22 protein-coding genes and 3 pseudogenes are annotated in these 25,559 nt (G+C 75.1%); 5 read left to right on the forward strand and 20 right to left on the reverse strand.

The genetic code is table 11. The annotated features are described in order from the left end of the window. The 8 genes from efeO to K353_RS23125 form a co-directional block, all read right to left on the reverse strand. A partial coding sequence (gene efeO, locus K353_RS23090; RefSeq protein ID WP_111555585.1) for an iron uptake system protein EfeO occupies window positions 1–1,118 on the reverse strand: 1,118 nt, incomplete at its 3' end. A gap of 88 nt (window positions 1,119–1,206) precedes the next feature. Further along, a complete protein-coding gene (locus tag K353_RS23095) occupies window positions 1,207–1,896 on the reverse strand; it encodes a phosphatase PAP2 family protein (protein WP_111555465.1) in 690 nt (229 codons plus the stop codon). Next, on the reverse strand, window positions 1,881–2,495 hold the full coding sequence (locus K353_RS23100) for a phosphatase PAP2 family protein (RefSeq protein WP_111555466.1): 615 nt from the start codon (window positions 2,493–2,495) through the stop codon (window positions 1,881–1,883). Before K353_RS23100 ends, K353_RS23095 begins: the two co-directional genes overlap by 16 nt. Beyond that, complete coding sequence (locus K353_RS23105) at window positions 2,492–3,142, reverse strand: DedA family protein (RefSeq protein WP_111555467.1); 651 nt, start codon at window positions 3,140–3,142, stop codon at window positions 2,492–2,494. The genes K353_RS23100 and K353_RS23105 overlap by 4 nt, the downstream gene beginning before the upstream one ends. Before the next feature lie 398 nt (window positions 3,143–3,540). Further along, on the reverse strand, window positions 3,541–4,110 hold the full coding sequence (locus K353_RS23110) for a TetR/AcrR family transcriptional regulator (RefSeq protein ID WP_111555468.1): 570 nt from the start codon (window positions 4,108–4,110) through the stop codon (window positions 3,541–3,543). Window positions 4,111–4,302: 192 nt separating this feature from the next. Next, complete coding sequence (locus K353_RS23115; protein WP_199528219.1) at window positions 4,303–5,145, reverse strand: undecaprenyl-diphosphate phosphatase; 843 nt, start codon at window positions 5,143–5,145, stop codon at window positions 4,303–4,305. 246 nt (window positions 5,146–5,391) lie between these two features. Then, the gene (locus K353_RS23120) at window positions 5,392–6,195 is read right to left on the reverse strand and encodes a hypothetical protein (protein WP_111555470.1); all 804 of its coding nucleotides are present in this window, start codon (window positions 6,193–6,195) and stop codon (window positions 5,392–5,394) included. Between the two features lie 56 nt (window positions 6,196–6,251). Then, window positions 6,252–6,779, reverse strand: a complete 528-nt coding sequence (locus tag K353_RS23125; protein WP_146616550.1) for a hypothetical protein — start codon at window positions 6,777–6,779, stop codon at window positions 6,252–6,254. 131 nt (window positions 6,780–6,910) lie between these two features. On the opposite strand from K353_RS23125, the gene K353_RS23130 reads away from it, so the two are divergent. The 3 genes from K353_RS23130 to K353_RS23140 all read left to right on the forward strand — a co-directional run bounded on the left by K353_RS23130 (window position 6,911) and on the right by K353_RS23140 (window position 10,448). After that, entirely contained in the window at window positions 6,911–7,588 is a 678-nt protein-coding gene (locus K353_RS23130; RefSeq protein ID WP_111555472.1) for a response regulator transcription factor, read from the forward strand. Continuing rightward, a complete protein-coding gene (locus K353_RS23135) occupies window positions 7,581–9,035 on the forward strand; it encodes a HAMP domain-containing sensor histidine kinase (RefSeq protein WP_111555473.1) in 1,455 nt (484 codons plus the stop codon). Before K353_RS23130 ends, K353_RS23135 begins: the two co-directional genes overlap by 8 nt. Before the next feature lie 765 nt (window positions 9,036–9,800). Further along, on the forward strand, window positions 9,801–10,448 hold the full coding sequence (locus tag K353_RS23140) for a hypothetical protein (RefSeq protein ID WP_111555474.1): 648 nt from the start codon (window positions 9,801–9,803) through the stop codon (window positions 10,446–10,448). On the opposite strand, the gene K353_RS23145 is transcribed toward K353_RS23140, so the two are convergent. Further along, window positions 10,426–11,868, reverse strand: coding sequence for a HAMP domain-containing sensor histidine kinase (locus K353_RS23145; RefSeq protein ID WP_233533777.1), 1,443 nt, complete (start codon window positions 11,866–11,868; stop codon window positions 10,426–10,428). The genes K353_RS23140 and K353_RS23145 overlap by 23 nt on opposite strands. Continuing rightward, window positions 11,865–12,533, reverse strand: a complete 669-nt coding sequence (locus K353_RS23150; protein WP_111555475.1) for a response regulator transcription factor — start codon at window positions 12,531–12,533, stop codon at window positions 11,865–11,867. Before K353_RS23150 ends, K353_RS23145 begins: the two co-directional genes overlap by 4 nt. Before the next feature lie 184 nt (window positions 12,534–12,717). Here K353_RS23150 and K353_RS23155 point away from each other — a divergent pair, with 184 nt between their 5' ends. Beyond that, on the forward strand, window positions 12,718–13,482 hold the full coding sequence (locus K353_RS23155; RefSeq protein WP_111555476.1) for an ABC transporter permease: 765 nt from the start codon (window positions 12,718–12,720) through the stop codon (window positions 13,480–13,482). A 106-nt stretch (window positions 13,483–13,588) separates the two neighbouring features. Here the strand turns inward: K353_RS23155 and K353_RS23160 are convergent, their stop codons facing one another. The 9 genes and pseudogenes from K353_RS23160 to K353_RS37270 form a co-directional block, all read right to left on the reverse strand. Beyond that, complete coding sequence (locus tag K353_RS23160) at window positions 13,589–14,842, reverse strand: hypothetical protein (protein WP_111555587.1); 1,254 nt, start codon at window positions 14,840–14,842, stop codon at window positions 13,589–13,591. Window positions 14,843–14,908: 66 nt separating this feature from the next. Further along, on the reverse strand, window positions 14,909–15,556 hold the full coding sequence (locus K353_RS23165) for a response regulator transcription factor (protein WP_255410761.1): 648 nt from the start codon (window positions 15,554–15,556) through the stop codon (window positions 14,909–14,911). A gap of 221 nt (window positions 15,557–15,777) precedes the next feature. After that, window positions 15,778–16,269: a MarR family winged helix-turn-helix transcriptional regulator gene (locus tag K353_RS23170; RefSeq protein WP_111555477.1), complete on the reverse strand. Its 492-nt coding sequence runs from the start codon at window positions 16,267–16,269 to the stop codon at window positions 15,778–15,780. Window positions 16,270–16,448: 179 nt separating this feature from the next. Further along, window positions 16,449–17,390, reverse strand: coding sequence for a M48 family metalloprotease (locus K353_RS23175; protein ID WP_111555478.1), 942 nt, complete (start codon window positions 17,388–17,390; stop codon window positions 16,449–16,451). Beyond that, complete coding sequence (locus K353_RS23180) at window positions 17,387–17,776, reverse strand: BlaI/MecI/CopY family transcriptional regulator (RefSeq protein ID WP_111555479.1); 390 nt, start codon at window positions 17,774–17,776, stop codon at window positions 17,387–17,389. Before K353_RS23180 ends, K353_RS23175 begins: the two co-directional genes overlap by 4 nt. A 424-nt stretch (window positions 17,777–18,200) precedes the next feature. After that, window positions 18,201–18,698 (reverse strand): annotated as a pseudogene (locus tag K353_RS37260) (hypothetical protein); the annotation flags it as partial. Beyond that, on the reverse strand, window positions 18,619–19,305 hold the full coding sequence (locus tag K353_RS23190) for a response regulator (RefSeq protein ID WP_111555480.1): 687 nt from the start codon (window positions 19,303–19,305) through the stop codon (window positions 18,619–18,621). The gene K353_RS23190 and the pseudogene K353_RS37260, both read right to left, overlap by 80 nt. A gap of 340 nt (window positions 19,306–19,645) precedes the next feature. Continuing rightward, window positions 19,646–20,587: pseudogene (locus K353_RS37265) on the reverse strand (tyrosine-type recombinase/integrase); the annotation flags it as partial. A 95-nt stretch (window positions 20,588–20,682) separates the two neighbouring features. Continuing rightward, window positions 20,683–21,567 (reverse strand): annotated as a pseudogene (locus K353_RS37270) (glycoside hydrolase family 125 protein); the annotation flags it as partial. Between the two features lie 117 nt (window positions 21,568–21,684). On the opposite strand from K353_RS37270, the gene K353_RS23205 reads away from it, so the two are divergent. Then, a complete protein-coding gene (locus tag K353_RS23205; RefSeq protein WP_158585467.1) occupies window positions 21,685–23,283 on the forward strand; it encodes a DUF4038 domain-containing protein in 1,599 nt (532 codons plus the stop codon). 56 nt (window positions 23,284–23,339) lie between these two features. Here the strand turns inward: K353_RS23205 and K353_RS23210 are convergent, their stop codons facing one another. Continuing rightward, window positions 23,340–25,547: a trehalase family glycosidase gene (locus K353_RS23210; protein WP_111555482.1), complete on the reverse strand. Its 2,208-nt coding sequence runs from the start codon at window positions 25,545–25,547 to the stop codon at window positions 23,340–23,342. Between the last annotated feature and the right edge of the window lie 12 nt (window positions 25,548–25,559).

A 25,559-nucleotide genomic window follows, 5' to 3' on the forward strand; every position in this document is an offset into this window, starting at 1 on the left:
CCGAGCGAGTTGACCGCGTCCGAGAAGGTCTTGCGCTCGTCCTCGGTGACCTTGTCGTAGGTGGTGTAGGTGCCGTCGGCGTTGCGGTACTTGCCGAGCAGCGCGGTGATCTTCTCGAACTCACTGTCCAGGGTCTTGGACAGCTCCGGGTCGTTCTCGGCGGCGACCGGCTTGAGCAGCTCGTAGGCCTGGCGGGCGCCCTCGACGTTGGCGGCGAAGTCGGAGAGGTCGGTGTGGCTGTAGCGGTCCTCCTCACCGGTGATCTTGTTCTTGGAGACCTCGTCCAGCAGCTCCTTGGCGCCGTTGGCCATGCCGGTGGGGGTGATCTCGGCGCTGGGGATGCGGGTCTGCCAGTCCTTCAGGTCGGCGACCAGCTGGGTGGCGAGGGTCTTCTCCTCGTCGCCGATCTTCCCGTCCTGCCAGAGCGACTTCTCGATCCGGTGCCAGCCGGTCCACGCCTGGCCCTCCTCCAGGCCGTCCTCGCGGGTGTCGGTCTTCGGGTCGATGTCACCGAAGCTCTCGGCCACCGGCTCGGTGCGCTCCCAGCCCACCCGGGAGGCGGCGAACAGCGACTTGGCCTTCTCCACGTCGCCCGCGGTGACCGCGGCGGCGAACTGCTCCACCACCGGGATGGTGGCGTCGGCCTGCTCCTGGGCGTAGGTGCGGTAGTCGGTGACCGCCCGGGTCAGCCGGTCGTCGGTCTTCGCCGAGGCCGAGGCGCCGGCCGTGACGGTGATCTTCTGCCGGATGCCGTCGCCGGTCATGCCCGGCTTGCAGGCCACCTCGTAGGTGCCGGCCTTGATCTCGGCGTTGATGGTCGCCTTGGTGCCGGGGCCGATGTTCTCCCGCTCGGTGACGATCTTGTCGCCGTCGGCGTAGACGTACACCTCGGTGACCTTGTTGCCCTTGTTCGCCACCGCCAACTCGACGTGCCCGGCCGGGAAGGAGGTCTTCGACAGGTCACACGTGCTGTCCGTCGCGGTCACCTGCACCGGGCCGGAGGCGGCGGAGCCGTCCGCCGCGGTCGGGGCGCCGTCGTCCTTCTTCGAGCACCCCACCAGCGCGGCACCCGCCACGGCGAGGACCAGGAACGCGGCAGCAGACGTACGGCGGGGCATGGCGGACTCCACGGAGGCGGGGACGAGGGGGCGGGCACGCAAACCCGCACAAGGCCAGGCATACCTTACTAAGGTGTGCCTAATTCGTCTACATGGATGTCGTCACACGGTTCGGGGACTCGCCGTGCCGACCCGGCCTCCACGGCAGGGCGGAGCCGAGCAGGAGCCAGGCGGTGGCGAGAAGCCAGCCGCCCAGGACGTCCAGTGGCCAGTGCACGCCCAGGTAGACGCGGGTGAGGCCGATCACCGCGGCGAAGAGCGCAGCGGCCGCGGCGGCGGGCCGGCGCGCGCCCGGTCGGGCCCGGGCGGCGGCCAGGGCGATCAGCCCGGCGGAGAGCGCCGAGGTGAAGGAGTGGCCGGAGGGGAAGGCGAACCCGGAGGCGGTGAACGCCCAGTCCGCGACGGGCGGGCGGGGCCGGGCGAAGGCGTGCATCAGGCCCTGGCGCAACAGTTGGCCCGCCGCGAGCCACAGCACGGGGGCGAGCAGCACGGCCGCGGCCGCCCGCCCGGAGCGGTACGGCCGGACGGAGCGGACCAGGACCAGACCGGCCGCCAGCGCGAGCAGGTAGGGGAAGGCGCCGGTGCCCAGCGCGGTGACGGCCTTGGCGGCGGTGACGGCGGCGGACGGGCGATGGGCGACGGCCCAGTCGACGGCGGCCTGCTCGAAGCCGTACGGGGCCCAGCCGTTGGCGGCCGCCGCGACGGCCACGGCGCCGAACGCGGCGGCGCAGGCGGCGGCCGGGGCCGCGGTGCGCCGGGCGCTCACGCGGTCAGCCATCGGCGCAGCCGGCCTTCGCGGGCCCGCTCCACCAAGGGGGCGCCGCGCCCGGCGAGCCGGGTCAGCCCGTAGCCGGCGGCGGTGCCCAGGAGCGCGCCGAGGAGCACGTCGTGCGGGTAGTGGACGCCGACCAGCACTCGTTCCGCGCCCATGGCGGCGGCCGACAGCAGGGCGAGGGCCCCGAGGCGGCGGTCGACGAGCCACAGGGCGGCCGCGCCCGCGAAGACGATGACGGTGTGGTTGCTGGGCATCGACCAGTCACCGGCGGCCGGACAGGCTTCCAGGGTGCGCCCGGCGTCCAGTACCCGGCACGGCCGCGGCTCGCGCAGCGCCGACTTCAGGACCAGGTCGGCGGCGAAGGCGACGACGACGGTGAGCGGCGCGACCAGCGCGCGGGCCACCGTCCGGCTGTCGGCCCGGCGCGCGCGCCACCAGGCCAGTGCCATCAGGGCGGCGAGCAGCAGCAGGCCCAGGGTGGAGTACAGGGTGACGGCGTGCCGGAGCGGGGCGGGCAGGTGCTGGGCCCAGTGGTCGATGCGCAGGTACAGGCCGCCGTCCAGGGTGCGGCCGTCGAGGGCGAGCGCGACGGGGGCGGTCATCGGGACCCGGCCTGGCGGCGCGAGCGCAGGATCTCCAGCGCGAGGGGCAGCAGTGAGACGACGATGACGAGGGCGACGATGGGCAGCAGGTAGTGGTCGACGTTGGGCACCGAGGAGCCCAGCGCGTAGCCGGCCAGGACCAGGCCGACGGTCCACACCAGGCCGCCGACGACCTGCCACAGGGTGAAGGTGCGGGCACTGACGCCGAGCGCGCCGGCCAGCGGGTTGAGGACGGTGCGCACGACGGGCACGAAGCGGGCCAGGACGACGGCCTTGGCGTGGCCGTAGCGGTCGAGGATCTCCTCGGCGCGCTCGGCACCCTCGTGCAGGCGCTTGCCGCGGGAGCGGGCGAGCAGGGCCCGCCCGCCGCGCCGTCCGATCAGGTAGCCGGTCTGCGCCCCGGCCAGGGCGCCGACCACGGCCGCGGCGAGGACCTGGGCGAGGTTCAGGTGGGGGCCGCTGTGCGTGCCGGTGGTGCAGAGAAGGCCCGCGGTGAACAGCAGCGAGTCGCCGGGCAGGAAGAAGCCGACCAGCAGGCCGGTCTCCGCGAACATCACCACCGCGATGCCCAGCGCACCGAAGGCGCCCAGCAGCGAGCCCGCGTCCAGCGGGTTGACGGCCAGCAGGGCCGACGAGGAGAGCAGCACAGGAGCGCCTTTCCGAGGATGGGACCCGGCCGCGCCGACAGACGGGTCGTGTCCTCACTGACATGCTCAGCATGGATGACCGGTACTGAAGGGTTCCTGAAGACCTGAACGGATCTTCAGGAACCGCCTGGTCGGACCGCCCGGAGAGTGGTGCGGAGCTGCCCCGGCCGGGTGGCGGGGGCGGTCCGCTCCGGCGCCCCGGGGGCTGGTGCCAGGACGCGCCGGGCGTTTGCCGCGACGGCGGCGTCGATGCCGGTGCGGCGCGGCCGCGTTGGCGGTATGCGCCTGCGGAGGTGCTCAGGGGGTGCCGATGAGTGCGCCGGTCGCCCCGGTCATGACGATCACGCGGGTGCCCTTCGGTTCCCACCGTGCGTGTTCGACGCGCGCAGTGGGCTGGTTCAGCGGGCGCGCAGGAGGGGGAGCAGGACGTCGTCGACGAGATGGGCGACGAACGGTTCGTCGCACGCCCCGCCCACGATCACGACGCGGTGCACGATGAGGGCGGGGGCGACCTCGGCGAGAAGGCGCGCGCCCTGGGCGGTGAGTTGCCCGCTGTGGCGGATCGCCTCGCGCAGCGGATCGTCGGTCATCGCGGCCTCGCCGCGGCGCAGGGCGCACCGCACCTCCTCCGCGAGCCGCGCATCGCTGCGCATCCCCGTGAACAGCGCCCCGAGCAAGCCGATCTCCTGCTCGGTGATCTGCCGGGCCAGCCAGGTGACGAGTTCGAGCAGATTCTCCCGGAGATCGCCTGAGGCGGGCTCAGGGGGCTTCGCCCGCGTGCGGTGCCCGACCGCGGCAGCGACCAGCGCGGCTTTGTCGCGGTAGCGGCGGTAGATCGTCGTCTTCGCCGACCCGGAGTGACTCGCCACCGCCTCCATGGTCAGTTGCTCGTAGCCCACCTCGGCGAGCAGCGCCAACGTCGCCCGGAGGATGGCCAGGCCGCGGCCCGTGTCACGTGGCCGCCCCATCAGGGGCGGGCCGTCCGTGCCTTCGGCTCCGAGGCGTTCGATTCGTCTGTCATTCCGACTCCGCTTTCCCCGCACGACCGTTGCGCGTCGCACGGAACTTGGAACGGGACCATGGGCGGCTCGGGCCCGACGGGCCGACCGGCCGTCCTGGTCGTCCGTGGCACAAGCGTCCAGCCGTTGAAGATCGGTGGGTCAGTGGGCGGTGCCGGCGTCGGGGGCGAGGGTGCCGGCGGTGACCAGGGCGATGATGGTGATGCCGAGCAGGATCCGGTAGACCACGAACGGCGTGAAGCTGTGGTGCGAGATGTACTTGAGGAACCAGGCGATCGCCGCGTAGCCGACCGCGAAGGCGATCAGGGTGGCCAGGATCGTCGGGCCCCAGGCGGGTGCCGGGCCCTCGCCGATCTTGAGCAGTTCGAGGCCGCCGGAGGCCAGCACGGCGGGGATGGCGAGCAGGAAGGAGTAGCGGGCGGCGGCCTCGCGGCTGTAGCCGAGGAACAGGCCGGCGCTGATCGTGCCGCCGGAGCGGGAGACGCCGGGGATCAGGGCCAGGGACTGCGCGGCGCCGTAGACCAGGGCGTGCTTGAAGTTCAGCGAGTCGACGCCGCGGGCGTGGCGGACGGCGCGGGAGCGGTCGGCGACGGCCAGGATCACGCCGAACAGGATCAGGGTGGTGCCGATCAGCCGCAGGTCGCGCAGGGTGGTCTCGATGGTGTCCTGGAACAGCTTGCCGAGGATGCCGATCGGCAGTGTGCCGACGATCACGTACCAGCCGAGCCTGGCGTTGGGGTCGCCGCGCCACTCCTTGCGCAGCAGTGACAGCGTCCACGCCTTGATGATCGCGCCGATGTCCCGGCGGAAGTAGATCAGCACCGCGGACTCGGTGCCCAGCTGTGTCACCGCGGTGAACGCCGCGCCCGGGTCGTCCCAGCCGGCCAGGGCGGAGAAGACCCGCAGGTGCGCGCTGGAGGAGACCGGCAGGAACTCGGTCAGGCCCTGCACCAGGCCGAGCACGGCCGCGTGGAACCAGTCGATCACCGGACACCCGCCGCGGATATCCCTCGGAGGCTCAGCATGGGCGGTTTCCTGTTCCGGTCGGGGGAGGGGCTGGGCACCGCCTGCTGTGCCGCTCCGGAGGCCGAAGCGCGGCCCGGATGGCCGAGGGGTCCGGAGGTTTCCTGAAGGTCCGGGCCCGGTCGGGCAGTGACCGGTCGGTGACCGGTCGGGCGGAGAGCTCCGGGGGAAGCTCCCCGCCCGACCTGGGCAGGTGGGCGCGGCGGATCAGGTATCCGTGCGGGTGGTGCCGCGGGCCTGGAGGGTGAGCCACAGGACCGCTGCTGCGATGACCACGGAGAGGACCAGGCTGACCGGTCCCGTACCGAGGTCGAGGCCGCCGCGCTGACGGCTGACGCCGGCCCAGTCGGCGAAGCACGCGCCGAGCGGGCGGGTGAGGACGTAGGCCCACCAGAAGGCGAGCACCGGCGGCAGGCGCAGCAGGCGGTAGCCGAGGGCGGGGACGGCGATCAATCCGGTGAACAGGAGCGCGGAGGGCAGGTAGCCCCAGCCGAGGGTGGCGGCGGTGAGGTCGCCGACGGCGGTGCCGAGCGCGAACGTCGCCATCACCACGGCCCAGTACAGGACCTCCCGGCGTCCACCGCGCACGGAGGCCACGTCGAGGGTGCCCTCCAGGCGTCGCCACAGGACGAAGACCGCCGCGAGGACGACCGCGAAGGCGACGGCGGACAGGGCGTAGGGCACACCGAGGACGACGTGGGCGACGTCGGCGGCCATGGTGCCGAAGACGCTGACCATCACCACCGCGAACCAGTAGACGGAGGGACGGTAGCGATCGGCCCGGGCCTGGGCGTACAGCGCGGCCGCGAGCAGGACGGCGGCGCCGGCGACGGCCGGGACCGGACCGAGCGTCCGGGCGAGGTGGTCGGAGGTGGTCTCGCCCATGCCGGTGGTGAGGACCTTCACCGCCCAGAACCCGGCGGTCACCGCGGGCACCTTGCTCAGGGTTCCGCCGGCGGGACGGTTGCGGGCCCGGGGCGTACGGGCGCCGGTCGTCGTGGTGGCGCTCACAGCGGCGCCCTCCTTTCACGGCACGGCCCTCGACCGTGTCGCCGGACGAGGGGGCGTCAGCCGCCGATGACGGTGTTGGAGGTGATGGCGAAGGTGACGCCGTCGACGGTGACCGCGTGCCGGACTCCGTCCGGGCCGAGTACCACCGCCTGCCAGGCCCGTCCACCACCGGTGACGGACACCGGTTGCAGCGATTCGACCTTGCCGCCGGGAACGGCGGAGGACGCCTTGACCACGGCGTCGGCGGCGTCCAGCGACGGCAGCGGCGCGGGTGCCCGAGCCGGACCGGCCGCGTCCCGGCCGTCGTCCCGGCCCTCACGCTGCTCGCCGTCGCGCCCGTCCGCACGGGTGCGGTCGTGGCCGCGGCCCTCGGCGTGGACGGAGGCCCGGCCTTCCTCCTCGAAATCGTGGTGCGCGGCGACGGCCGCCGCACCGCCGCCCACCACGACCACCGCCGCGGCCGCCGCGCCGACCCACCGCTTTCGGGGCCCGGGGCGCCAGCGCCGAAGTGCTCCGGCGGGCGCCTGCTTCTCCTGCGGCTCCTGGAAGTCCTGCCCGCCCGCGGACTCGTCCACCCTGCTCACCCCGGCTTCCCGACCTCGCCGGGCACCGCGCCCGGCCGATGGGCCCAGCATGACGAGCACCCGCTGAAGGGTTGCTGAAGACCTGAAGGCGGCTTCAGCTGACGGCCGCGCCGACCTGCGACGCTAGGGGTATGCGCGTACTGGTGGTGGAGGACGAACGGCGGCTGGCCCTGGCGCTCAAGCACGGCCTGGAGGTCGAGGGCTTCGAGGTCGACGTCGTGCACGACGGGCTGTCCGGTCTGGCCCGGGCCACCGACCACCCCTACGACGTGGTCGTCCTCGACATCATGCTGCCGGGCCTGAACGGCTACCGGGTGTGCGCGCGGCTGCGGGCCGCCGGCAGTGACGCCGGCATCCTGATGCTCACCGCGAAGGACGGCGAGTGGGACGAGGCCGAGGCGCTGGACACCGGGGCCGACGACTACCTGTCCAAGCCGTTCTCCTTCGTGGTGCTGGTCGCCCGGCTCAAGGCACTGGCCCGCCGGATCGGCTCCCGCGCGCCGCAGCGCACCGTGCTGGGCGACCTGGTGGTCGACTCCGCCGCCCGCACCTGCACCCGCGCGGGCACCCCGGTCGCGCTCACCCCGCGCGAGTTCGCCCTGCTCGACCACCTCGCCCGCCGCGCGGGGGAGGCCGTCTCCAAGCGCGACCTGCTCGAAGAGGTCTGGGACGCCGCCGCCGACGGCGACCCCAACACCGTCGAGGTCCACATCAGCGCGCTGCGCCGCAAGATCGACGCCCCGTTCGGCCGCGCCGCCGTCCAGACCGTGCGCGGCTCCGGCTACCGGCTGGCGGCCGACGGTGGCTGACGAGCGCGCCGGCGCCCCGGCCGCCCGCCGCCGGGCCAGCCGGCCGTGGCGGCGCCTCACCGGCCGGCCCCGGATCGCCGCGCTGCTCACCCGCCTGGCCCCCGGCTCGGTCCGCACCCGCACCACCGCCGCCGCGTGCGCCGCCGTCGCCGCCGTGCTGCTGGTCGCCTCCGCCGCCGTGGTGCTGCTGCTGCACGTCAACCTGGAGCGCGGAGTGGAGGCCGGAGCCCGCGAACAGGCCCAGGTGGTGGCCCGCCTCGCCGCCGACGACCGCCTGCCCGACCCGATCCCGCTCGACCACGGCACCGACTTCGCCCAGGTCACCGACGCCTCCGGCCGGGTCGTCGCCGCCAGCCAGAACCTCGCCGGCCACCCGGCCCTGACCCCCGACGGCAGCAGCAGCGCTCACGCCACCTTCGACTTCGGCGTGTTCGGCAACGAGCACCACCAGCGCGTCACCACACTCACCGCCGACACCCCGACCGGGCCGGTCACCGTCCGGGTCGGCGCCTCCCTGCACACCGCCGACACCGCCGAGGACCTCACCACCGCCGCCCTCGGCGTGCTCAGCGCACTCCTGGTCGCCACCGTCGGCGTCGTCACCTGGCGCGCCACCGGCCGGGCGCTGCGCCCCGTCGAGGCGATCCGCTCCGAGGTCGCCGCGATCGGCGACCGCGACCTGGACCGGCGGGTCCCCGAGCCCGGCGGTGACGACGAGGTCTCCCACCTCGCCCACACCATGAACGCGATGCTCGACCGCCTGGAAGCCGCCGGACTCCGCCAGCGGCGCTTCATCGCCGACGCCTCCCACGAACTGCGCAGCCCGCTCGCCGTCCTGCGCACCCAACTGGAAGTCGCCCACACCCACCCCGACCCGGCCGTCCGCGCCGACCTGGTCGCCGGAGCCCTCCAGGACACCGACCGCCTCCAGTCCCTCGCCACCGACCTCCTGCTGCTCGCCCGCCTCGACGCCACCGGCCACGACGGGCCCGAGGAGGACGTCGACCTCGCCGACCTGGTCCGCACCAACGCCGAGAGCCGCGACGCCCGGCCGCACCGGATCACCCTCGACCTCGCCGACGGCCTGACCACGACCGGCAACCCGATGTGGCTCGGGCGGCTGCTGACCAACCTGCTCGACAACGCCCAGCGCCACGCCCGCACCGCCGTCGCCGTGCGCCTCGCCCTCGACCCCGCGACCGGGACCGCGATCGTGGACGTCGCCAATGACGGATCGGTGATCGCCCCCGCCGACCGGGAGAAGGTCTTCGAACGGTTCACCCGCCTCGACGACGCCCGCAGCCGCGACGACGGCGGCACCGGCCTCGGCCTGTCCATCGCCCGCGACATCGCCACCCTGCACGGTGGCACCCTCACCGTCGAGGACACCACCGTCGGCGCGACGTTCCGCCTGCGCCTGCCCGTCCGGGTCGGCGCCCAGGCGTAGCGGACGTCTCCGGGGCGGTCGAGACCTCGGACGGACGCGGCCGCGCCGACTTCGCGGGACGGTGGGGCGGGCAACCGGAAGCGACGGCCGCCCGTGGAGGCGGCCGTCCCACGGTGCGTCCGATTCCGACGCGCCCCGTGCACCCCCGGCCGCAGCCGCGATCGGAGCGATCCGCATGACGCCGGACGACGAGACCCCGTCCCCGCCCCCACCGCCGGCGGCCCCGGCGAACGTGCGGATCACCCGCGACCGGTTCACCGGGCACATCGAGCCTTCCGTGGCGGTCAACCCCTTGTGGCCGGACCACCTGCTCGCCGCCTGCCGGGTCTTCGAAGGACCGCTGATCGGCAGCGCCGCGTACGCGTCCTTCGACGCCGGCCGCACCTGGAGCGGCACCGGCCCGCTGCCGGGTTCGACGGCGGACGCGAGCGGCAACGCCACCGTGGCCTTCGACGCACGGGGACGCGGCCACGCGGGCGCCGTGGTGGCCGACCGAGCCACGCGGCGCGGCAAAGTCCGCCTGTGGACCGGCTCCGACGGAGGGCTGGACTTCCACGCCCCCGTCACGGCGCTCCCGGGCGGCCCGGGTCTCACCGACCACCCTTCGCCGGCGATCGACCGGGCGGCCGGCACGGCCGCCCCCTCCACCTGGCTGCCGGGCGCTCCGGCACGGCCGACGACGGCGCGGTCCTGGTCCGCTCGTTCGACGGCGGCCGGAGTTTCGACCACCCCCTGCCGCTGGATCCCGGCGCGGGCCCACTGGCGGTGTCCCCCGTCGCCGCCGCGGCCGGCGGTGCGCTCTGCGTCGCCTGCCTGGTGGCCACCGACGACGGCCTCGTCCTGCGGACGGTATCGTCCCCCGACCACGGAAGCACCCTCCACGCCCCGACCGACCTCGCCCGGATCGCCAGGACCGCACCGGGCCCGGGGACCGGGACCGCCAAGAGCGGCCCCGCACTCGCCGCCGCACCCGGCGGCGAGGCGTTCTTCGCCGCGGTGACCGCATGGGACGACACCACCGCGACCTCGCGCATCCTGCTGTGCGTCTCCACCGACCGCGGGCGCACCTGGCGCAGCCCCCGAGTGGTGGCCGCCAGCCGACAGACCGTCTACCTCCAACCGCAGCTCGCCGTCGACGGCCACGGCGTGCTCGCGCTGTCCGTCTACACCCTGTCCGTCGCCATGGTCCGCATCGACGTCCGGCTGTGCCTGTGCGCGCCCGGCACCACGGCCCCCGGCCCCCGGCGGACCGTCGCACCGCCCTTCGACCCCACCCAGGCCGTCCACACCGGCAGGACCCGCCGGCTCGGCAACGACCAGGGTCTGGCCGCAGCGGCCACCACCTTCCACGCGATCTGGACGGACACGCGCACCGACGACACGCAGATCTTCACCACCGCGGTCCGCTCCTGACCCGAGCCGCAGTCTTAGCACCCCATGCCATCGGGGGACCCGCCGCCCCGGGCGGCGGCCCGCACCCGGGCAGGATGACTTCGAACCGGCCGCCGCCCGCCCCGCAGACGCACACCACGTCGCCGCCGGCCTGGCGGGCAAGGCGTCGGGACAGGGCGAGGCCGAGTCCGGCGCCATCGTGGCCGTCGTCCGGTTCGGCGCGGAAGCCCGGTGCGAAGACGGCCTCCTCGATCCCCGCAATGCCGGTCGGCGGGCCGTCGCCGTCGTCGGCCACGGCCACCCGCACCCCGCGGTCGCCGTCCGTCTCGACGGTGATCGTGATCCGGTCGCGGGCGTGCCGCCGGGCGTTGTCGAGCAGGGGGCACAGGATGCGCCGGACCAGCGGCGCGGGCGCGGCGACGGCCCGATCGGCCGCGGCGGGCGCGCAGGTGACGGTGACGGCCGGGTGCGGACGGGTGCGGCGCAGGTCGGCGGCCAGCGCCTCGACGGCGGGCCGGACGGCGGTCGCGGCGGGCGGGGGCGTCGTGCCCGGGCGGGCGTCGGCCAGCAGGGTGCGGCAGATCTCCCGCATCGTGGCGGCGTCCCTGGCGATCGCCTCGTGGGTGCGGGCGAGGTCCGCGGGAGCGCGGGGCCCGCCGCGCAGCCACTCCGTCTCGGCGGCGATCCGGGCCAGCGGGGTGCGCAGTTCGTGGGAGAGCTCGTTCGACAGCCGCTGCTCGTGGCGGACCAGGGCGGCGAGCCGGTCCAGCAGCGCGTCGAGGTGGCCGGCCAGGGCGGCGAGTTCACGCGGCCGCGGGGCGGCACCGAAGCGGCGGGTGAGGTCGCTGCCGCTCCACGCGGCGGCCTGCGCGGCCATGTCCGCCACCGGGCGCAGCGCCCGGCGCACCATCCGCCGGGTCAGCAGGTGGATCCCGGCGAGCAGCAGCAGGGCGAGGGCGGCCGAGCCGGCCAGCGCGGTGTCGGCGATCGTCCGGTAGGGGCTGGTGGAGAGGGCGGCCACCACCGTTCCCGCCCGGTGCCCGCAGGGGTCCGGCACCGGGACCGCGTGCAGCCGGTGCGCTCCGTGGTCCTCGGTCCGGGGGGCCGTCGCCCGCGCGGCCAGTGCCCGGGCGGCGGCGTCGAGTTCGCCCCCGGCGCCGGGCTCCTCAACGGCCCGGTCGCCCGCCAGGATCCACACGCCGGTGTCGAGGGCGGCGTCGTCGGCCGGATCGTGGACGCGCAGTCCGTCGGGGCGCACCTCGACCGTGCCGAGCACCGCCTCGGCCCGGGCGTGCAATACGTCGTCGGCCTGGGTGCGCAGCTGCGAGCCGAGCAGCGCGTTGAACGCCACCGTGGCCACGGCGATCCACAGCGCGCTGGCGGCGAGCGCCGCGCGGGCGAGGCCGCCGCGCAGCGTCCGCGGCGCGGGCCCGGCCTTCACGAGAGCCGGTAGCCCACGCCGCGGGCGGTGGTGAGCGTGGTGTCGGCCCCGGTGCGGCGCAGCTTGCGCCGCAGCCGTGCCACGTACTGGTCGAGGGTGTTGTCGCTGACGATCGCGCCCTCCGGCCAGCCGGCCCGGGCCAGGCCCTGGCGGCGCACCACGCTCCCCGCCCCGGCCGCCAGCAGGCACCCCAGCAGCCGGAACTCGGTGGGGGTGAGCGCCACTTGCCCGGCCGGGCCCTGGACGGTGAGCCGGACGGGGTCCAGCCGCACCCCGGCGGCCTCCAGCGCGGCGTCCGCGCCCGCCCGGCGCAGCACGGCCCGCAGCCGGGCGGCCAGTTCGGCCACGTGGAAGGGCTTGGCCAGGTAGTCGTCGCCGCCGGCGGCGAACCCGGACAGCCGGTTCACCAGGCCGTCGTAGGCGGTCAGGAACACCACCGGGGTCTGGACGCCGCGCGAGCGCAGCGCCTGGCACACGTCCCGCCCGTCGGAGTCCGGCAGGCCGATGTCCAGCACGACGGCGTCGACGTCCGGCCCGGCCAGGCGCAGTGCCTCGGCGCCGTCCACGGCGGTCAGCACCTCGAAGCGTTCTTCGCGCAGGCCGCGCGCCAGGATCCCGCGCAGGCCCGCGTCGTCCTCGACGACGAGGATCCGGTGAGCAGTCACCGGCCCAGTATCACCGCGTCGCGGCGGCGCGCGGCCGCGCTGCTCAGGCTGCGTTCAGGTTCGCGGCCACGGGTCCCGTCGGCACCCGGACGTCCCGCCTACTGTGGTCCTCGTTCCGGAGGTTCTCCCGGCGCGCGGTGGTAAAGGGCACCGTTCCCGGCGGGCCGGGGAAGGGGAGGTCGTGATGGGTTCGGGAGGGCAGCTGCTGCCGGTGACGCCGGCGCTCGGGGTCGCGTGCGCGGTGCTGCTGGCGGTCGCCGCCCTGGTGGCGGGGCGCGGCGGGCTGGGCCACGGCCGGGCGGTGGTGCGGGCCGGGGTGCGGGCGGCGGTGCAGCTGGCGGCGGTCGCGCTGGTCATCGCCTGGGTGGTGCGCTCGCTGTGGGCGGCGACGCTGTTCGTGCTGCTGATGTTCGCGGTCGCGGCGCGCACCGCGGGCCGGCGGGTCCTGGAGGGGCGGGCGGACGCGGGCCGCTGGCGGTGGGCCTGGGCGGCGGTGCCGATCGCGGCCGGGGTGGCGCCGGTGCTGCTCCTGCTGGCGGCGACCGGTCTGCTGCCGCCGCGCGGGCTGAGCGTGGTCCCGGTCGCGGGCATCCTGATCGGCGGGGCGCTCACCGCCACCTCGCTGTCCGGCCGCCGGGCACTGGACGAGCTGCGGGCGCGGCACGGGGAGGTGGAGGCCGCGCTGGCGCTGGGCTTCGAGGAGCGCGACGCCCGGCTGGAGATCTGCCGCACCGCGGCGTCCACCTCGCTGGTGCCGGCCCTGGACCAGACCCGCACCGTGGGCCTGGTGACCCTGCCCGGGGCGTTCGTCGGGATGCTGCTCGGCGGCGCGGGCCCGGTGCAGGCGGGCGCGGTGCAACTCTTCGTGCTGGTCGCGCTGTTGGCGGTGGAAGCGGTGGCGGTCGCGGTGGTGCTGGAGCTGGTCGGCCGCGGCCGCCTGGGCGGCTGAGCGGGCCGCCCCGGCGCTGCGGAGTCCACCGTCCGTACGGGCCGATCCGGGGAGGGCAGTCCTCTCGGGCCCGGCCCGTACGCGGCTTCGGGAGGGTCGGCCGTGGTCAGCCCAGCGAGGCGAGGAGGGCGTTCAGCGCATGGTCCTCGGCGGCTCGCTCCGGGTGAGCGGCGCGCACCGCCTGCAGGACCTGGTCGATCTGGCCGTCCAAGGCGTGCCAGGTCTGCGCGTCCTCGGCCTCCAGCGTGGACTGGTCGTCGTCCCAGGCCGTCTCCAGGTCCTTCACCCGCTCGGTGGCCCCGGCCCGGTCGCCGGCGTCGACCTTCGCCAGCGTGTCGGCCGTGATGGCGCGCAGCTTGGTGACCTCGGCCGGCGGGAACGCCGCCGTCGCCCGGCCCGGGGCGAGGGAGGCGGCGGGGGCGGGCGCGGAAACTTCGGCCTCGCCCGCCGCGACCTCGTGCGGCTGCTGGTGCGCCCACGCCAGCAGCGCCACGGCCGCCACCGCAGCCAGGGCGAAGTAGCCGAGCATGATCCGCTCGCGCGCCGGGTTCGCCGTCGGGGAACGCTCCGTACGGTCGGCCTCGATGACGTCGCTGCGGCTGCGCGTCAGGTGGACCACGGTGGCGAGGATCGCGGCCAGGAACACCAGGCTGGTTGCGGCGGTGCCCAGACCCAGGCCGCCGTCCGTGTCGGGCGACGCGAGCCAGTCGCCGAGGTTCGCGCCCAGCGGGCGGGTGAGGACGTAGGCCAGCCAGAAGGAGAGCACCGCTCCGGCGCCCAGCCGCCATCCGATGACGATCACGGCGATCAGCGCGAGCGGAAGCAGCACCGATGTGCCCGGCGTCCAGCCGGTCAGCTCCAGCGTCCAGTCGCCGACCGCCGTGCCCAGGGCGAAGGTCACCAGGACCGCGAGCCAGTAGAACAGCTCGCGGGGGCGGGTGACGATGCTGTGGATGGACAGCGTCCGCTCGCGGGCGTACCAGACCCCGAAGACCAGGGCGAGGAGGCCGGCGAACACCGCGCTGCTGACCGCGAGGGGGACGCCCTGGCTGTCGGTGAGGATGTCGGTGTAGAGGGTGCCGGTCACGCTCAGCACGACGACGGTGAGCCAGTAGGCGACCGGGGCGTAGCGGTCGGTGCTGAGCTGCCAGCCCAGGGCACCGGCGAGGACGGCGGTGAAGATCAGCGAGGTGTTGACGAGGCCGACGCCGAGGGTGGTGTTGACCCAGTCGGCGAAACTCTCCCCGACCGTGGTGCACAGGATCTTGATGACCCAGAACCAGATCGTGACCTCGGGAACCTTGTTGAGCAGCCGGCGCCCGAGCGACTCGGCTTCGGATCGCTCCGTAGTGGAAGACATGGCGGACACGCTGACACGAAGGACCTGTACGTAGCCTGACCGCGTCACCGGCCTCTCCGGGCCGGCTCAGTGCGGCGGGTTCGGATGGATCAGCCCCAGGTCGTAGGCGAAGATCACCGCCTGCACCCGGTCCCGGACCCCGACTTCGGCCAGGACCCGGCCGACGTGCGTCTTCACCGTCGACTCGGAGATCACCAACCGCTCGGCGATCTCCCCGTTGGACCAGCCCTGGCCGATCGCGATCAGGATCTCCCGCTCCCGCCCGGTGAGCGCGCCGAACCGCAGGTCGACGCCGGCGGTGGCCGCAGGGCGGGTGGGAAGGCGGTGGGCGTAGGCGTCGAGCAGGCGGCGGGTGAGGGCCGGAGCGATCACGGCATCTCCCGCTGCGACGGAGCGGATGCCGGCCAGCAGTTCCTCCGGGTGGGCGTCCTTGAGCAGGAAGCCGCTGGCCCCGGTGCGCAGGGCGGCGTGGGCGTACTCGTCGAGGTCGAAGGTGGTCAGCACCAGGACGCGGGATCGGCCGCCGGCGGCGATGATCTGCCGGGTGGCCTCGATGCCGGGCATCCGGATGTCCATCAGGACGACGTCGGGCCGCAGGTGCGCGGTGAGCCGCACCGCCTCGGCACCGTGCCCGGCCTCGCCGACCACGTAGGTGTCGGGCCGGCTCTCCAACAGCATCCGGAACCCGAGCCGCTGCAGCGGCTGGTCGTCCACGATCAGGACGGTCGTCGCACCGGGCCTCCGACCAGGTCGAGGTGGGGCGGAATGTCGAGGTCGGCGACGACCGACCAGCCCCCGTCCGGGGCGGGCCCCGCGGCGACACTGCCACCGTACACAGCGGCGCGTTCGCGCATCCCGGACAGGCCCTGGCCCTGCCCGGCCGGGGCCGCCGGGTCCGTGGCGCCGGGCGGGCCGCTGCCCCTGCGAACGGACGATCAGGGCCCGGCCGGACCGGGTGCCGAGGATTTCGCCCGGACGCCCAGCGCCTCGGCCCTCGCGCACACCCGGCGCAGCAGGTGTCCGAGCTGGCTGCGCTCGCCCCGGGTCAGCGACGCGAACAGCGCGTCCGCGGCCCGCTCGTCGTCGGCCCGCAACTCCTCCAGCGCGGCCAGTCCGGGCGGGGCGAGCACGAGGAGTTCCTGCCGCCCGCCGACGTGGACGACCATCGTCGTCGCCAAACCCTCCGCCAGCAGCGTCTCGACCGCGCCCGCGACCTCCTGCTCGGCAGCTCCCGCCTGTACCGCGAGATCCGCGCGGCCGTGCGGTCCGAACCGGGCGAGGGTGTCGAGCACCCGGTGGTGGAGCCCGCCCGGCCCGCCCTCGGCAGCCGACTGCGCCAGCAGCACGTCCGCCGAGCGCGCGGCGGCGAGCAGCAGCCGCACCACCTGTTCGGACGGCAGCGACGAACCCTTGCCCCTCTCGTACACACCGCTTCCCGTCTGGGCGACGCGCGACCTGTCCGGTCGGCCGGGCACGGTGCGCCCCGACTCGGGCAGCCGTATGCGGAGGATGCTCCCGACCCGGGCGCGCGCAGTGAACGTAGCCTCACCGTACCCGTGCCCCGGACCTTCGGTCTACATCGATGTCGTCACTCGCGGTGTGGCGGTCAGTGCCCCAGGACGGCCCGGGCGGCCGACTCCACGTACTCGTGCAGGCCGTACGCGACAGCGGCCGACGAGACGGCGCAGGCCAGTACCGCGAACCCCAGCCCCCCGGCGGCGGCCCGGGCGGAGCCCGCCGCGGGCCGGACCGGCCGGGGCCCGAGGAGCGCCTGCACGCGCTGCGGGACGGGACCGGTGCTCACCGACCGCAGCGGGCCCCGGGCCGCCCGGGTGGCGGACGCCCCGGCGAGGGCCGCCCGGGCGAGGGCGGTGGCGGCCAGGCGCCGGTCGCCGACCGCCTCGGCGGCGGCCTCGTCGGCCCACCGCTCCAGGTGGAAGTCCAGCACCGGACGCAGGGCCCGGAGGGCCGGATGGACGGCGGCGGCCAAGTGGACCGCGACGGCGAACAGGTGGTGGCGGCCGTCGAGGTGGGCGCGCTCGTGCGCGACCAGCACCCGGCGTTCGCGGGCGTCCAGCGCCCGGAGCATGGCGCGGGTGACGACGACCCGCCCGGCGCGACGGCCCCGGCCCGGCAGCGCGAAGGCCTCGGGAACCTCGCCCGGCACCACGAGCAGGTCACCCTCCGCCTGCCCGTCGGCGGCCGCGGCCCAGGCCCGGCCCAGCGTCGAGCGGTGCTCGCACCAGCGGCGCCCCACGACGGCGAGCTGCGCCGCCAGCACCGCGGCCGCCAGGCTCGCCACCGGCAGGGCGGCCGGCCACGCGGCGGCTACCCGCGCGGGGGAGAGGTGCTCGAGCGCGGCCAGGAAGGGGACGTGGGCGAGGCCGAACAGGACCGCCCAGGTGCCGGCGGCGGCGAGGAGGGCCGCCGCCGTGATCACGGCGCACGCCTCCCCGGGAGGGACCGCGGCGGCCAGCCGACGGGCAGCGGCCGTCGCGGCCCAGGGGAACGCCAGCGCCGCGAGGACCAGGAGCAGGGCCGGGGTCACCGGCCGTCCCCGGAGCCGTCGGCCTGCCGCAGCAGGGCGCGCAGCACGCCCTCGTCGTGCTCGGACAGCGAGGAGACGAACCGCTTGAGGACGAGGTCGCGATCCGGCTCGGCGTCGAGGGCGTCGCGCATCCGGCCCGCGGCGAGCCCTGCGGCGTCGTCCGCGGGCGCGTAGGCGTAGCCCCGGCCCGAGCGGGTCCGTACGAGGGTGCCCTTCTCGTGCAGGCGGATCAGGATGGTCGCCACCGTGGTCCGCGCCAGCCCCAGGCCGAGGGCGCGGTTGACCTGCCGCGGGGTCATCGGCTGCTCGGCGGCCCACAGGACGGCCATCACGTCGGCGACGAGCTCGCCGTGCGGGCGTCTGGCCTCCTGGCCGCCGTGCTCCATGTCGCTTCCGCCTGTCGGTCGTCCGGGCCCGGCCGTCCGGGCAGCCCGTTAGGTATGCCTCAGCAAAGTTTACGGTCGGCTGCCACGGGCCGGGTCGCGGGGGAGACCGGTGCCGAGCGCTCCGGCGCACAGCCCGGACGGGAGGCACAGGTGGCCGGGGGAGGTGCGCGGGCGTCGCGTCACGACCCGGCCCGGGGCGGCCGATCGCGGCGATGCGCGAGGTAGCGGTCGAACGCCTCCTGCCCGTCCGGGACGAAGCGCCACTGCCGCACGGCCTCGCGCAGCTCCGCCCGCGTCGGCCGGCCGTGTTCACGGCTTGGTGCACGCCAAGCCAGTACGGGCCGATCGCTCCCCGGCACAGGAACTTGAACAAGGAGCGAACCGGCACCTGAACGCCCAGCTCCTCGGCCAACCCCCCGGCAGCTGCCTGCTCGTACGACTCACCCACGCGCACGGCCCCACCGAACGTCACCTCCTGGTGGCCGGGGAAACGCGCCAGGCTCCCGGGCCGCCGGTGGACCGGCACCCGCCCCTGCCGATCGAGGCGGACCGTTGCCGCGACGCGGTGCGGCCGGCCTCGGCGGACGGCCTCGCCGCGCTCCACCACCACCAGCACCCGCTCTTGACCGTCCACGCGTTCCACGGGTTCGTCCACGGCACCCACGATCGCCCGCCCCGACGGCGCTCTCGCCCCGATCGGACCGCTGCCGGCACTCTTCCCTTCGCCACCGGGGCACGCTGCTCCCTCCCGTCCTCTGCTGTGTCGGACCTCGGCACTCCGCCGGTCGGCTGCTTCGGCAAAATTCGACCTCGGAAGGTCGCTGCGGTCCAGGCAACCGGCCTCAGCGGACCGTGAGCAGGTACTCGTGCTCGGGGCGGCCGGTGTCGCCGTAACGAAGGGACAGGCGCAGTCGGCGGTCACGGGCCAGGTGCTTGAGATAGCGCTGGGCGGTGGAGCGCGAGAGGCCGGTGGCGGCGGCGACCTGCTGGGCGGACAGCGGCTGCCCGGCGCGGCGCAGAGCAGCGAGGACGAGGTCGGCAGTGGGGGCGCTGTGGCCCTTGGGCAGGGCGGTGGCCGGGGAGGCGCCGGTGCGCAGGGCGGCGAACATCCGGTCCACCTCGTCCTGGGAGGTCTCCCGGGCCGACGGTCCGGCGAGGGCGTGGCGCAGGTCGGCGTAGGCGGCGAGCTTGTCGCGCAGGCCGGCGAAGCTGAAGGGCTTGACCAGGTACTGGAGGGCGCCGTGCTGCATCGCCTCGTGGACGGTGGAGACGTCCCGGGCGGCGGTGACCATCATGACGTCGCAGCAGATCCCGGCTTCGCGCAGGCGCCGGATCAGGGCCAGGCCGCTCTCGTCGGGCAGGTGGTGGTCGAGCAGTACCAGGTCGACAGGGGCCCGTTCGAGGGCGGCGAGGGCCTGGCCGGCGCTGTGCGCGATGCCGGTGACCCGGAAGCCCGGGACTTTCGCGACGTACGCGGCGTGCACGTCCGCGACCCGGAAGTCGTCGTCGACCACGAGGACGTCGATCATGCGGTCTCCAGGGTGTGCAGGGCTTCGGGCAGTTCGACGGTGAAGCGGGCACCGCCGAGCGGTCCGGTGCCGACGGCGAGCCGGCCGGCGGCACGCCGGGACCGCTGTCGGCGACCTCGGCCAGCAGGACGGCGGCGTCGGGCAGGTGGCTGTCGGGGGTGACGGTCAGCCGGATGCCGCGCTCGGCGGCGACGGCGGCCTTGCCGGCCAGCAGGGCGGCCACGTGCGGGTCCTGGACCTGTTCGCCGATCCGGGCGGCGAGGGCGGCGTGCGAGCCGGACTGCTCGCAGATGAACGCGGCGGCCTGGTCGTGGCGGCCCAGTTCGAGCAGTCCGAGCAGGGTGTGCATCCGGTTGGCGTGCTCGTGGTCCTGCGCGCGCAGCGCCTCGGTGAGGCCCCGGGTGTGGTCCAACTCCCTGACCAGGAACTCAAGTTCGGTGCGGTCGCGGAGGGTGATGACGGCGCCGGCGTCGGTGGGAGCGGTGCGGTTGACGACCAGCACCCGGTCGTCGCGGACGGCGGGCAGGTCGGTGCCGTCGATCCGCCCGGTCAGCACGTCCGCGAGCCGGCCGGGCGGCAGGACCTCGTCGACGGTGCGCCCGGTGCAGGCGGCCGGGAGCGCGAGCAGGCGCAGCGCCTCGTCGTTGGCGACGCGGATCCGGCCGCCGGCGTCGAGGGCCAGCACGCCCTCGCGGATGCCGTGCAGCATCGCCTCGCGCTCGATCAGCAGGGCGGCGATGTCGGCGACGGCGGTGCGGGCGGCGCGTGGGGTGAGGTGGGCGTAGATGTTGGCGCTGGTGGACAGGGTGCGGTGGCGCGGGGTCTTGGAGACGATCGGCAGCGGTGTGCTCCTGCGGCGAGGGCGAAGCTGGCGGCGAGGTGGCGCAGGTCGTGGAGGGTGATGGGGGGCGCCGGCTTCGTCGCAGAGCAGGTGGAAGCGGTCGAGGACGTGTTGGGGGTGCAGGGGTCGGCCGTGGTGGTGGAAGGCGTAGCCGCTGCTGCTGGTGTTGCCGAAGGCGGGGGTGCCGGCGCGGTCGTCGAGTGCGGTGGCGGCGCGGTGGGAGAGGGCGACCCAAGTTCTGCTGTGCGGGGTCTTCGGGGAGGTGGGGAGGAGTTGGTTGTTGTCGACGGCGGAGAGGGTGTGGCGGACGAACAGGGTGCGTTCGGCTTGGTGGACGTCGTTCCAGCGGAGGGTGAGTGCTTCGCCTTTGCGCAGGCCGGTGGTGATCGTGAGTTCGGCGAGGTCGGCGTAGAGGGGGTCGGGGGCGCGGGCCAGGCGCATGAAGCGGACGGTCTGGGCTTCGGTCCACAGGTGCCGGGGCGGAAGCCCGACCAGGACAGGCCGGTGACCGCCACCGGTGCGCCGCGCCCGCCGCGCGGCAGGGTGTCCCCGGCGGCCGGGCCGCCCAACCTCCGGAAGGTGTAGGACGATCGCGCCTCGTGGTCCTGCTCGGTGCGCACCACCTCCAGCACGACCCGGCAGGCCCGGACGAACTCCTCGTCCACGTGCTCCAGGGAGCCGGTGGCACGCCACAGGGCGTACCCGAGGTGCAGCGGCGCGCACAGCGAGTCCAGTTCGTACTTGCGCTCCCACACGTGCGGCCCGGGCCGCGGCTCGTCGGAGTAGCCGCCGTCGGCCCCGTCCGCGGTGGCGTTGAAGGCGTTCGCGTACGGGTCGATCAGCACGCAGCGGACCTGCCGCCGCAGTACGCCCCGCAGCACCCCGCCGACCTCGGGGTCGGCGGCGGCCGGCAGGTACGGGCGGACCTGCGCGGCGCTGTCGCGCAGCCACATGCCGGGGATGTCGCCGGTGACCACGAAGACGTCCCCGTCCGCGGTCGGGCGCATGCTCGTCAGCCAGGTGTCGGCGAAGCAGCGCGCGAAGCAGGCGGCGGCGTGCGGACCGGCGCCGACCGGTGCCTGCCGGGCCCGCTCGGTCAGGTCCCGAAGGGCCTGCGGCAGGCTGCGGTCGGGCGCGGGGTCGGGCAGGGTCACGTCGGCTCCAGTCGTCCGCCCGTCGGGAGGGACGCGGCCCGGGAGTGAACGGCCGTGCGGCGGCGTCGTGACGACCGTAGATCGAACCGCCCGGCTCCGACCATGTCTTCGCGTCACCTGTTCCGGCCCGCACGGCCCGCTGGCGTCCTCCTCCGGTGACGCTCCGCCATGGACGCCGGGTCGTGAGCGGCTTCCACCAGGGCGACCCCTGTCTGCGGCGGCACCGGTGGCGGCGGGATCGTCCATGTTCCGGTGATCAACCGCCATGGCCGCCGCCGCGGGCCCGGGACCACGATGGCCGCAGCGGAGCCGTGGCAGGTGCCCGGTTCGAGGTGGCGCCGCCGGATCGCGCGCTGCCGGAGTCCGACGGCAGGTGGGAGAGACATGACGACGACCGGCGTGCACCCTGACCGGGTGACCCGGGGGGCGGTGGCCGAGTGGCTGTTCGACGCCCGTGGTGGCCACCCCAACCCGTACACCGACGTGGTGGTGGCGGCGGAGTTCCACGGCCCCGGCGGGCAGGTCCGCAGGATCGAGGGCTTCTACGACGGGCAGCGGTTCCGGGTGCGCTTCAGCCCGGACGAGGCGGGGGCCTGGCAGGTCCGGGTGGTCTCCCGGCCGCACGACGACGGGCTGTGCCTGGAGGGCGCCTTCGAGGTCCTGCCGGGCACCGGCGGCCCGGCCCGCGTCGCGCCCGGCACCGGCTGGGGCTTCACGGACGCCCGGGGGCGGCCGCTCTTCGTGCTCGGGGACACCGCGTACCACCTGTTCGGCATGGCGCACTGCGGCGCCGACGTGGCCGGCTACCTGCGGCGGCGGCGCGAACAGGGCTTCGACCTGGTCCGCGTCCGGGTGCCGGTCAGCCCATTCCACCCCCCGAACGGGCACAGCGACTGGCAGACGCGGTCCTGCTGGCCGTGGGGCGGCAGCCCGCAGCACCCGCTCTTCGACCGGTTCGACCCGGCCTGGTTCGCGACCGTCGACCGGGTGGTCGCCGAGGCGTCCCGGATCGGCATCGGGCTCGAACTCGTCGTCGAGGGCTGGGGGACGGAGTTCCCCTTCAACGCCCGCGGGACGTTCACCGCGGAGTGGGAGGACCTGTGGCTGCGCCACCTCGTCGCCCGCTACGACGCCTGGGACAGCGTCTGGATCTGGACGCTGATGAACGAGTACGAGTTCTACCCGGACGGCGTGGCCCGGTACGACCGGGTCGCCGACCTGTGGGCCCTGCGGATGGCCCGCCGCCTGAAGCAACTCGCCCCGCACGGGAAGGCGGTGGCCGTCCACAACGGGCCGCCCGGCCCCCCGTTCGCCGAGCGCTTCGCCGTCGACCCGGGCGCGATCGACGCCGTCATGGTGCAGTCCTGGGGCAGCCACGACGCCCGGGAGGGCTGGTTGGCCACCGGGTTGGAGACCAGGATCGGGGAACTCCTCGACGGCTGGCGGGGATCGGCCCTGCTGTCCGAGTACGGCTACGAGCGCAATCCCGCACTACCGCTGAACCTCCCGCTGCACGAGTTCTGCGACGTCGAGCACACCCGGCGCGGAGCCTGGCGCGGGGCGATGTCCGGGCTGGGCGTGGTGCACGGCTTCGACAACACCTGGGGCCCGTTCCTGAACCTCCGGGACGACCAGGAGGGCGTGGCGGTCCTGCTGCACCTGGCCCGGTTCTTCCGCGAGCACGTCGCCTTCCACCGGCTGCGGCCCGCCCCCGGTCTGGTCGCCGGGCCGATGGCCGAGGAGGGCCGCTCGGCCCTCGCGATGCGCGACTCCGCGGACGGCACGGTGGTGGTCTACCTGCCCGTCGGCGGCAGCGTGCGCCTCACCGGGCTGGGCGCGGCGACGGCGGCCGTCCGCGACTACGACCCGCGCACCGGAGTCCTGTCGGAGTCCCGGGTGCAGTCCTGCGACCTGCCGTTCGGCGCGGCCGGCGCGGCGGCGGACGACCTTCGGGACCGCGTGCTGCTGATCACGCGGGGGTGACCGCAGCCCGGCTCGGGCCGCGCGGGGGGTGACCCGTGCGGCCCGGGCCGCACGGGTCAGGTGTTACGGGTGATGCCGCCGCGCAGGAGTTCCAGCAGGGCGGTGGCCGACCAGGTGAAGTTGGTGGTGTTCAGGCCCTCTCCGGTCAGCGGGTCGTAGTTCTCCCGCAGCGGGGCGTCGCCGAGCATGCCCCGGGCGTGCCGCAGGCCCGCCTCGGTGAGCGCGGCGGCGTCCCGGTGGTAGCCGTAGGCGTGCAGGCCGCTGACGGTGAACAGGAACTGGTCCATCCACACCGGGCCGCGCCAGTAGCCCGCGGCGGTCGGGTCGAACTCCGGGCTCTGCGGAGACACCGAGGGCAGCGGCAGCGGGGTCGCGAACTGGGCGGGGTCGACGAGCGACGCGCGGACCGCGGCCGCCTGTTCGGCCGTCGCGAGGCCGGTCCACAGCGGGATCGCGCCCTCGATGCCCTTGCCCGCCGAGGTGACCAGCCGGCCGTCGTCGCCGAGGTCGTAGAACCAGCCGGTCTGCGGGTCGTACATGCGGGCCCGGACGGTGTCGCGCAGCCGGTCCGCGTCCCGGTCGAAGGCCGCGGCCGCCTCGGGCCGTCCGAGGGCCCGGGAGATCCGGGCCAGGGCCCGCTTCTCCGCGTACAGGTAGGAGTTGAGGTCCACGGACGCCTGGGTCAGGCTGTGGCCGACCGGCGTCCCCCGGGGGTCGGTGTTCGGGACGAGGCCGGCGTCGTCGAAGCGGGGCGCGTTGTCCATCCCGCTCTCCCAGCAGGCCGGGCCCTTGCGCTCCGCGAAGGAGTCGTTGGCCGGGTCGAGCGTGCACCCGTACTCGGCCAGGCCGTCCCGGTCGTGGTCGCGGTTGCGGTACCACCAGTCGTGGAGGGCCAGCAGCTTCGGGTACACGCGGCGCAGGAAGGCGAGGTCCGCGCCGCGCTCGTACACCCGCCAGCTGGCCCAGGCGGCCAGCGGGGGCTTGGAGTTGCGCTCGTTCCACAGCTTCCCGCCCGCGGCGGGGTCGTCGTAGAACACCACGTCGGGGACCATCCCGGCGTCCCAGGGCCGGGTCGGGTGGGCGGCGGTCACCTGGTGGTCGAAGACCGACTCGACGCTCGACGCGGCCAGCCGAGGGTCGAACAGGGCGACCGTGACGGCCTGCTTCCAGGCGTCCCAGGCCCACAGCCCGGTGGCGTAGGTGCCGGCGGTGATGGCGCCGGTGACGCCGTCGGACAGCAGCTGTCCGGCGGGGCTGCGCCAGTTGCTGACGATGGCCTGGACGGCCTTGGCGCCCGCCCGGCGGCGGTCGGGGACGACGCCGTCCAGCGCCCGCCGCAGGTAGCCCTCCCAGCGCCGGTCGACCAGGTCCGCGACCCGCTGGGGGTGCGCCAGTGCGTCGCGGGCCGTCGTGCGGGCCGCGGCCGCCTCCGCGTCCGTGAACGTGTAGCTCTCGGTCCAGGCGAACCGCGCCTGCGCCCCGGGTGCCAGTCCGACCGGGCGGCGGGCGGTCGCGCGGTAGGTGTCGCCGTCCACGGCGGTGTCCAGGGGAGTGGAGTGGACGGTCTCGAAGCGCGTTCGGCTGGTGGTGAGGTAGTCCTTCTGGAGCCGCACCTCGCGGAAGACCACCGCGACCCCGGTGGGGGTGGGGATGAGCGAAGGTGCGCTGCGGATCGGCTCGGTGGTGTGGCGCAGCAGTTCGCCCGTCCAGTGGGCGCGCAGCACGCGCGGGCGGCCGCCCTCGTTGCGGACCGTCGCCCGGACCAGCGCGGTCCGGTTCGAGGCGTACCGCAGGTCCAGTGCGATCCGCAGGCCGTCGACCCGGAACTCCTGGGTCAGGACGCCCGGGGCGCTGTGGAGTTCGGGCGCCCGCTCCCGGGAGAGGTCGACCTGCGCCCCGGTCGCCTCGTCGGTCAGCGCGAAGACGCTGATCGCCCGGCTGAGGTACCAGGGGAACTCCTCGGCGAGGTACAGGGGGCCGCTGAAGCCGCCCAGTTGGGCGGTGTCGCCGGGGCCGGGAACGCCGTAGGCGTGCCAGGCGCCGAGGTCGCAGAACAGGTTGAGGGCGTGCGGGTACGCGTCGGTGGGCACGCCGTGCAGGTCCAGGAGGTCCTGGAGCCCCGAGCGGAAGTCCGCGGCGGGGGTCTCCTCCGTCGCGGTCGCGGATTGGTCCGCCCGGCCGGGGGCGGGTGCGGCCCCCAGCACGGCGGCTCCGACGGGGAGGAGGGCGAGGCCGTGGAAGGAGCGGCGGGTGACGTCTGCCATGGGTCGGGCTCC

Origin of the sequence: Kitasatospora sp. SolWspMP-SS2h, assembly GCF_003259315.1 — a bacterium.
Lineage (GTDB): Bacteria > Actinomycetota > Actinomycetes > Streptomycetales > Streptomycetaceae > Kitasatospora > Kitasatospora fiedleri.

What these genes read in the sequence shown, in the direction of transcription:
- K353_RS23095 (WP_111555465.1), bottom strand. Translation starts at nt 1,896, where the DNA reads ATGGCTGACCGCGTGAGCGCCCGGCGCACCGCGGCCCCGGCCGCCGCC.
- K353_RS23210 (WP_111555482.1), bottom strand. Translation starts at nt 25,547, where the DNA reads ATGGCAGACGTCACCCGCCGCTCCTTCCACGGCCTCGCCCTCCTCCCC.
- K353_RS23160 (WP_111555587.1), bottom strand. Translation starts at nt 14,842, where the DNA reads ATGTCTTCCACTACGGAGCGATCCGAAGCCGAGTCGCTCGGGCGCCGG.
- K353_RS23155 (WP_111555476.1), top strand. Translation starts at nt 12,718, where the DNA reads ATGGGTTCGGGAGGGCAGCTGCTGCCGGTGACGCCGGCGCTCGGGGTC.
- K353_RS23110 (WP_111555468.1), bottom strand. Translation starts at nt 4,110, where the DNA reads ATGGGGCGGCCACGTGACACGGGCCGCGGCCTGGCCATCCTCCGGGCG.
- K353_RS23180 (WP_111555479.1), bottom strand. Translation starts at nt 17,776, where the DNA reads ATGGAGCACGGCGGCCAGGAGGCCAGACGCCCGCACGGCGAGCTCGTC.
- K353_RS23130 (WP_111555472.1), top strand. Translation starts at nt 6,911, where the DNA reads ATGCGCGTACTGGTGGTGGAGGACGAACGGCGGCTGGCCCTGGCGCTC.
- K353_RS23100 (WP_111555466.1), bottom strand. Translation starts at nt 2,495, where the DNA reads ATGACCGCCCCCGTCGCGCTCGCCCTCGACGGCCGCACCCTGGACGGC.
- K353_RS23190 (WP_111555480.1), bottom strand. Translation starts at nt 19,305, where the DNA reads ATGATCGACGTCCTCGTGGTCGACGACGACTTCCGGGTCGCGGACGTG.
- K353_RS23205 (WP_158585467.1), top strand. Translation starts at nt 21,685, where the DNA reads ATGACGACGACCGGCGTGCACCCTGACCGGGTGACCCGGGGGGCGGTG.